Source organism: Massilia luteola (assembly GCF_034420155.1).
In the GTDB taxonomy this organism is placed as follows: domain Bacteria; phylum Pseudomonadota; class Gammaproteobacteria; order Burkholderiales; family Burkholderiaceae_D; genus Telluria; species Telluria luteola.
On record NZ_JAXOFN010000063.1, the window covers coordinates 1 to 7,339 of the forward strand.

5 protein-coding genes and 1 pseudogene are annotated in these 7,339 nt (G+C 65.0%); 2 read left to right on the top strand and 4 right to left on the bottom strand.

Translation table 11 applies throughout. The annotated features are described in order from the left end of the window. Positions 1 to 30: 30 nt before the first annotated feature. The 4 genes from U9J41_RS29030 to U9J41_RS29045 form a co-directional block, all read right to left on the bottom strand. Positions 31 to 1,029, bottom strand: coding sequence for an ABC transporter permease (locus tag U9J41_RS29030; RefSeq protein WP_322405673.1), 999 nt, complete (start codon positions 1,027 to 1,029; stop codon positions 31 to 33). After that, positions 1,026 to 2,576 (bottom strand): sugar ABC transporter ATP-binding protein, encoded by a 1,551-nt coding sequence (locus U9J41_RS29035; RefSeq protein WP_322405672.1) that lies wholly within the window; start codon positions 2,574 to 2,576, stop codon positions 1,026 to 1,028. The genes U9J41_RS29030 and U9J41_RS29035 overlap by 4 nt, the downstream gene beginning before the upstream one ends. Positions 2,577 to 2,712: 136 nt before the next feature. Continuing rightward, positions 2,713 to 3,717, bottom strand: coding sequence for a rhamnose ABC transporter substrate-binding protein (rhaS, locus tag U9J41_RS29040; protein ID WP_322405677.1), 1,005 nt, complete (start codon positions 3,715 to 3,717; stop codon positions 2,713 to 2,715). Continuing rightward, the gene (locus tag U9J41_RS29045) at positions 3,714 to 4,595 is read right to left on the bottom strand and encodes a DeoR/GlpR family DNA-binding transcription regulator (RefSeq protein ID WP_322405679.1); all 882 of its coding nucleotides are present in this window, start codon (positions 4,593 to 4,595) and stop codon (positions 3,714 to 3,716) included. Before U9J41_RS29045 ends, rhaS begins: the two co-directional genes overlap by 4 nt. Positions 4,596 to 4,916: 321 nt before the next feature. Here U9J41_RS29045 and U9J41_RS29050 point away from each other — a divergent pair, with 321 nt between their 5' ends. Beyond that, a complete protein-coding gene (locus U9J41_RS29050) occupies positions 4,917 to 7,025 on the top strand; it encodes a bifunctional rhamnulose-1-phosphate aldolase/short-chain dehydrogenase (protein ID WP_322405681.1) in 2,109 nt (702 codons plus the stop codon). Positions 7,026 to 7,101: 76 nt separating this feature from the next. Further along, positions 7,102 to 7,339, top strand: a pseudogene (locus U9J41_RS29055) (sugar isomerase); the annotation flags it as partial.

Here is a 7,339-nt window from a genome sequence, read left to right on the forward strand (position 1 = left end):
TTTTTTCAGTTTGCATCGTGGTGGTCGGGTTCACGCGGCACTCCGGTGGGTTGGGGCGGCGGTGCCGTGCAGCGGCAGGATCTGGCGGCTGCGGCGGCCGGCGCCGCGGGCGTTGATCAGGACGGCGACGAGGATGACGAGGCCCGTGAGGGCGCTCTGCCAGAACGGCGACACCTGCAGCACCGGCAGCGCGTTGCCGATCACGGTGAGGAACAGGGCGCCCAGCGTGGCGCCGAGCACCGTGCCGACGCCGCCGCCGATCGAGACGCCGCCGATCACGCAGGCGGCGATCACGGTGAATTCGAAGCCGTAGGCGATTTCCGTGTAGGCGACGGCATAGCGCGCGACCCACAGGTAGCCGCACAGGCCCGCCACCGCGCCGGACAGCGCGTACGTCCACAGCAGCCGCTTGTGGGTGGGGATGCCGATGTAGCCCGCGCATTGCGGCGCGTTGCCGATGGCGTACAGGTCGCGACCGAAGCGGGTGCTGCGGGCCACCCAGGCCATCGCGGCCAAAGCGGCGGCAGCGATCCACACGAGGTGCGGCAGGCCCAGGAGGCGGTCGAGCGGGAAGGAAATGAAGTGGGCCGGCATCTGGTGCGCCGACACCCATGCGCCGCCCGACAGCACGAACACGGCGCCGCGGTAGACGCTCATCGTGCCGAGCGTGACGACGATCGGCGGCAGTTCCAGCCGGCCGATCAGCCAGCCGTTGACGAGGCCGAGCCCGAGGCCGACGGCGACGGCGGCCAGCATGATCAGCGCGAGCGGCAGGCCGGGGTAGTGGGCGCCGAGCATCGCCGCGACCATGCCGGACAGCGCCAGGTTCGACGCGACCGACAGGTCGACGCCGCGCGTGACGATGACGAGCATCTGCGTCAGCGCCAGCATCACGAGCAGCGTGCTGTCGGTGACGACGTTGGCCAGCGAGTCGGCGGAAAGGAATGCAGGTTCCTTCAGGCCGACGGCCACGACGAGCAGCACGACCATCGCCGCCAGCAGCGGTTCGCGTTGTTTCAGAAGATTCATGCGGCCTCCGTTGCGCGCGTGTTGTCCAGGGCCAGGCCCGATGCGGCGGCGACCACCGATTCCGGCGTCGCCTCGGCGCGCAGGAATTCGCGCTGCACGCGGCCGTGGTGCATGACGACGATGCGGTCGGCCATGCCCAGCACTTCCGGCAGTTCGGACGACACGAGGATCACCGACAGGCCGCGCGCCACGAGCTGGCCGATGAAACGGTGCACGGCCGCCTTCGAGCCGATGTCGATGCCCTTCGTCGGTTCGTCGAGGATGATCACTTTCGGGTCGGTGGCGAGCCATTTGCCGAGGACGACCTTCTGCTGGTTGCCGCCCGAGAGTTCGGCCACGTGCTGGGTGAGGTGGCTGGCCTTCAGTTCCAGCTGCTCGGCGAAGTGGCGCGCGATCGCGGTCTCTTGCTTGCCGTGGCCGCGCAGGAAGAAGCCGATGCGCGACAGGATCGGCAGCGTGATGTTGTGCTGGATCGGCATGGTCAGGTGCGCGCCATGGTGCTGGCGGTCTTCCGGCACGTAGGCGATGCCGAGGCGGATCGCGTCGGCCGGGGAGCGCGCCGTCACGGGCTTGCCGTCCAGCGTGACGTCGCCGCGCACGTCCGGCGTCAGGCCGAACAGGGCCTGCATCACTTCCGACCGGCCGGCGCCCACGAGGCCGTAGAAGCCGAGGATCTCGCCGCGCCGCAGCGTGAAACTGACGTCGTCGAATTCGGTGGGATGCGACAGGTTCTGCACGACGAGCAGCGGTGCGCCGATCTCGGCTTCGAGCTTCGGGTACGCCTGGTGCACGGCGCGCCCGACCATCAGCGCGACCAGTTCCTGTTCGGTGATGTCGGCCAGGCGGCCCTCGGCCACGAACTGGCCGTCGCGCAGCACCGTGTAGCTGTCTGCCACTTCGAAGATCTCGTCGAATTTGTGCGAGATGAAGATGACGGCGGTGCCGGCGGCCTTCAGTTGTTCGATGATGCGATACAGTTCGCGGATCTCGCGCTGCGACAGCGCGGCCGTCGGTTCGTCCATGATGACGACGCGGGCATCCTGGGCGAGGGCGCGCGCGATCTCGACGAAATGGCGCTGCGCGACCGACAGGTCTTTCACGCGCGCCTTCACGGGCAGCGCGACTTCCAGGCGCGCGAACAGGGCTTCGGCCTCGCGCTCGATGCGGGCCCAGTCGATGCGTCCCGCCCGCACGGGCTGGCGGCCGACGTAGATATTCTCGGCGACCGACAGTTCGTCGAACATGACGGTTTCCTGGTGCACGGCCGTGATCCCGGCGGCCATCGCTTCCTGCGGGCTCGCGAACGACACGGGACGGCCGTCCAGCGCCATGGTGCCGGCGTCCGGGCGGTAGATGCCGGTGAGGGTCTTCACGAGCGTGGACTTGCCGGCGCCGTTCTCGCCGACCAGGGCCATGCATTCGCCGGCGCGGATCGTGATGTTCACGCCGTTCAGGGCGTGGATGCCGTTGAAGCGCTTGCTGATGCCGGTCAGTTGCAGGACCGGGGTGGCGTGCGTTTGCGGGCTTGTGGTTTGGGTGGCTGGCATACGTTAGAGCGAACAGGTTTCTGGATGCGATGCATGAGCCGTCGTCCCCGCGCAGGCGGGGATCCAATGTCGGCTTGCGATCCGCCGGCAAACTTGGGTTCCCGCCTGCGCGGGAACGACGGCCTTGGGGTACGGCTCAGAACAACTTCGCGAACTTGTCGACGTTCGTCGCGTCGTACGTGTACGGCGGCCCGAGCGCGGCTTCGCGGTTGGCGTCGAGCGTCACGCTGCCCAGGCGGCCCACCGACACGCTGGCGCCCGGTTTCGCCTCGGCCTTGCCCTTCACGAACTGGTCGGCCGCGTACGTGGCCGCGTAACCCAGGTCGATCGGGTTCCAGATCGCGAACTCCTTCACGGCGCCGCTCTTCACGTGGCCGGCCATCTCGGACGGCAGGCCGAGGCCCGTCACGTACACCTTGCCGACGAGGTTCTCGTCGGAGACGGCCTTGCTCGCGGCGACGATGCCCACCGTCGTCGGGGCGATGATCGCCTTGAGGTTCGGATGGCTGCGCAGCAGGCCGATCGCCTCGCGGTAGCTCTTGTCGGACTGGTCGTCGCCGTACACGGTGGCCACCAGCTTGATCTTCGCGTACTCCGGCTTTTGCAGGACCTTCTTCATCACGTCGATCCAGATGTTCTGGTTCGTCGCCTGCGCCGACGCGGACAGGATCGCGATCTCGCCCTCGCCCTTGATTTCGTCGGCCGCCATCTGGATCTGCTTTTCGCCGATCAGTTCAGCGTTCGACGGGTTCAGCTGCATCTGCCGGCCTTCGGGCGCGATGCCGCTGTCGAACGAGACCACCTTGATCCCGCGCTGCATCGCCTTCTTCGCGATCGGCACCAGCGCGTTCGGATCGTTGGCGGAGATGACGATGGCGTCGACCTTCTGGCTGATCAGCGAGTTGATGATCTCGATCTGGCCTTCGGCGCTGGGCGTGGTCGGACCGGTATAGATCACTTCCACGTCCCCGAGCTGCTTGGCCGCTTCGTCGGCGCCGATGTGGGCTGCGTTGAAAAAGCCGTTGCCGAGGTTTTTCACGACCATCGCGATGCGGATCTTTTCGGGCTTTTTCTGACATCCGCCAAGGCCGGCGAGGATGCCGCAGGCGACTGCCGTGAGCAAGAATTTCTGGATCTTCAATTGAACGTCTCCATGTGGAACATGTTTGGGGTATTCAAGCCGTATTGGCCATCGAAAGACAGCGCGTCGCTGTCGTGCTCCGATCCATATGCGTCCGGCTGGTCGGGCGGTACGGCGATGACGTTGATGCCATGCTGTTCGAGCATCTGAATCGCTTTGTCCGACACATCCGTATCGGTGATCACCGTCGAAACCCGGTCGAGGCCGCACAGGATGAGGCCGGCCCGGCGTGCGAACTTCGAGCTGTCGGCCAATACGACCAGTTCTTCGGTCTGGCTGATCAGCCGCTTCTCGGCCTGGATCAGGACAGGATCGGCTTCCATCAGACCCAGCAGCGACAGGCCATGTACGCTCATGAACATCTTGCTTGCGTAATGGTGCTGCGTGATGTCGTTGTCGAACGGCGAGAGAATGACGTTCTGTTCACGATAGATCGTGCCGCCGGGCACGATGATTTCGCTCCGGCTCGACACCAGCAGGCGTTCCGCCATCAGGAACGAATTGGTCAGGATCTTCAGGTGTTTGTCGGTGAGGAATTCGGTCATCATGAACGTCGTCGTGCCGCCGTTGATGATGATTGTTTCTTCATCCGAGCACACCGACGCCGCATGACGTGCGATGGCCCGCTTGCGCGATGCGAAGCACTGGATGTTGTTGTCGAACGTCTCGCTCGCCAGCGGGTGCTGTCGGCTCTTCTGCTCGAGATTCCTTGCCCCGCCCCGCGTGCGTGCGAGCAGCTTCCGGTCCGAGAGCCAATTGATGTCGCGGCGGACAGTGGCAGGCGAGGCATTGAGCCATTCCACCAGCTGCTGGACTGTTGCCGCCTGGTGCTCGGCGAGCAGTTTCAACAGGCGTTTGCGGCGCTTGTGATTCACCATGATCGTCTCCTCCATCGGCCGTTGTTCTTGTGTTCGGCCTGATTTGTGCGAGAGAGATTAGTGAGTCATGTACGCATGGTCAATCGCAAAGCGAATCAACCAAATGATTATTTCTCACGCTTGTCGCTCAGCTGCGATCAATCGAATCAATCCGGTGATTATTCGCTGATTGGCGCCAAATCCGGCCGCCGGCCCGTTGACAGCGGTTAGCGCTCTGTCTTTTACTAGTTTTAGATGCCGCGGAGGTCAATGAGTCCGTGGTTGTGGATGAGACATGAACGCTGTCGCGCGATAGCGATTAACCGTATGGAGACCTTTTTGATGGGCACGATGAGCGAAGCGAAGCAGAAGGAACCGATCACGTCGCGCTGGGACGACCAGCACGCCGCCACCCTGAGCGAACCGGAATTGTTGTTGTACCGTTCGAACCTGCTCGGTTCCGACCTGCGCATCACGAATTTCGGCGGCGGCAACACGTCGGCCAAGATCGCGATGACCGATCCGCTCAGCGGCGCGCAGGTCGAAGTGTTGTGGGTGAAAGGGTCGGGCGGCGACCTGGGTTCGATCAAGCTGGACGGCTTTTCGACCCTGTACATGGACAAGCTGCAGGCGCTGAAAGCCCGCTACCGCGGCCTGGATCTCGAGGACGAGATGGTCGGCTACCTGCCGCACTGCACGTTCGACCTGAACCCGCGCGCCGCATCGATCGACACCCCGCTGCACGCCTACATCGACCGCAAGCACGTCGACCACATGCACCCGGACTCGGTGATCGCGATCGCCGCCTGCAAGAACAGCCGCGCGCTGACCGAGAAGATCTTCGAAGGTGAACTGGGCTGGCTGCCGTGGCAGCGTCCGGGCTACGACCTGGGCCTGAAACTGGAAAAACTGTCGCAGGAACAGCCGCAGCTGAAGGGCATCATCCTCGAAGGCCATGGCCTGTTCACCTGGGGCGATACCGCCAGGTCGTGCTACGAGACGACCGTGGCGATCATCAGGCGCGCCGAGGACTGGCTCGCGGCGAACGTCAGGCAGCCGGTGTTCGGTGGCCGCAAATTTGCGCCGTTGCCGTCGCAGGAGCGGGCCGCCATTGCGTCGCGCCTGATGCCTCTGCTGCGCGGGAAGATCAGCAAGGACGAATACAAGCTGGGCCACTTCGACGATTCCGACGCGGTGCTGGAATTCGTCGGCAGCGCCGACCTTGCCCCGCTGGCCGCGCTGGGCACCTCGTGCCCGGACCATTTCCTGCGCACCAAGATCCGTCCCCTCGTGCTCGACTTCGACCCGACCGCGCCCGACTTCGATCGCCTGGTGAACGGTCTCGACCAGGCCCTGAGCGATTACCGCGCCGATTACACGGCCTACTACGAGCGCTGCAAGCGCGCGACGTCGCCGAAGGTGCGCGACGCCAACCCGATCATCTACCTGATCCCGGGCGTGGGCATGCTGTCGTTCGCGAAGGACAAGGCCACCGCGCGCATCGCCGGCGAGTTCTACGTCAACGCGATCAACGTGATGCGCGGCGCGAACGGCGTCGACGAATACGTCGGCCTGCCGGAGCAGGAAGCGTTCGACATCGAATACTGGCTGCTGGAAGAAGCGAAGCTGCAGCGCATGCCCAAGCCGAAGAGCCTCGCGGGCCGCATCGCGCTCGTGACGGGCGGCGCCGGCGGCATCGGCCAGGCCGTGGCGCGCCAGTTGCTGCGGGAAGGCGCTTGCGTGATGCTGACCGATATCGACGCTGACGCGCTGGAGTCGGCCCGGCAGGATCTCGTCATGGCGGCAGGCAAGGACACCGTCGGCACCGTGCAAGCCAATATCACGGACGAAGACCACGTCGCCGGCATTCTGTCGGCAACCGCGCTGCGCTTCGGTGGCGTCGACCTGCTCGTGTCGAACGCGGGCATCGCCTCGGCCGCGCCGCTGGACGAGACCTCGCTGGAAGTCTGGAAGCGCAACCAGGACATCCTCGTCACCGGCTACTTCCTCGTCAGCCGCAACGCCTTCCAGATCATGAAGCAGCAAAAACTGGGCGGCAGCATGATCTTCGTCGGCAGCAAGAACGGTCTCGTCGCGTCGGCCGGCGCATCGGCCTACTGCACGGCGAAGGCGGCTGAACTGCACCTGGCGCGTTGTATCGCGCTGGAAGGCGCCGAGCATGGCATCCGCGTCAACGTCGTCAATCCGGACGCCGTCATCCGCGGTTCGCGCATCTGGGACGGCAAGTGGAAGGAAGAGCGCGCGGCGTCGAACAAGATCGAAGCCGACGACGTCGAAGAGTTCTACCGCAAGCGCAGCATGCTCAAACGCAGCGTCCTTCCCGAAGACATCGCCGAAGCCGTGTACTTCTTCGCCAGCGAAAAATCGGGCAAGAGCACCGGCAACATCCTGAACGTCGACGCCGGCAACGCGGCGGCATTCACGCGCTGACCGCGATAAACCATTACGCAGCAAGACGCAGCGAAGCCCGCATGGTGGCGGCTTCGCTGTCAAGGAGACAGGGAACATGAAAGAGATTATCGACGCCGGCCTGGTGGCCGAACAGAATGCCAGCGCGGCCGCACAGCTGCAGGCCGACTACGACGCGCTGAAAGGCATGCTGGCGCGCCGCGGCCGCGATATCGAAGAACTGACGGCGCTCGCGCAGCGCTTCGCCGTGGCCGTGCCCAGCTGGGGCGTGGGCACGGGCGGCACCCGCTTCGCGCGCTTCCCGGGCCGCGGCGAGCCGCGCAACGTGTTCGAAA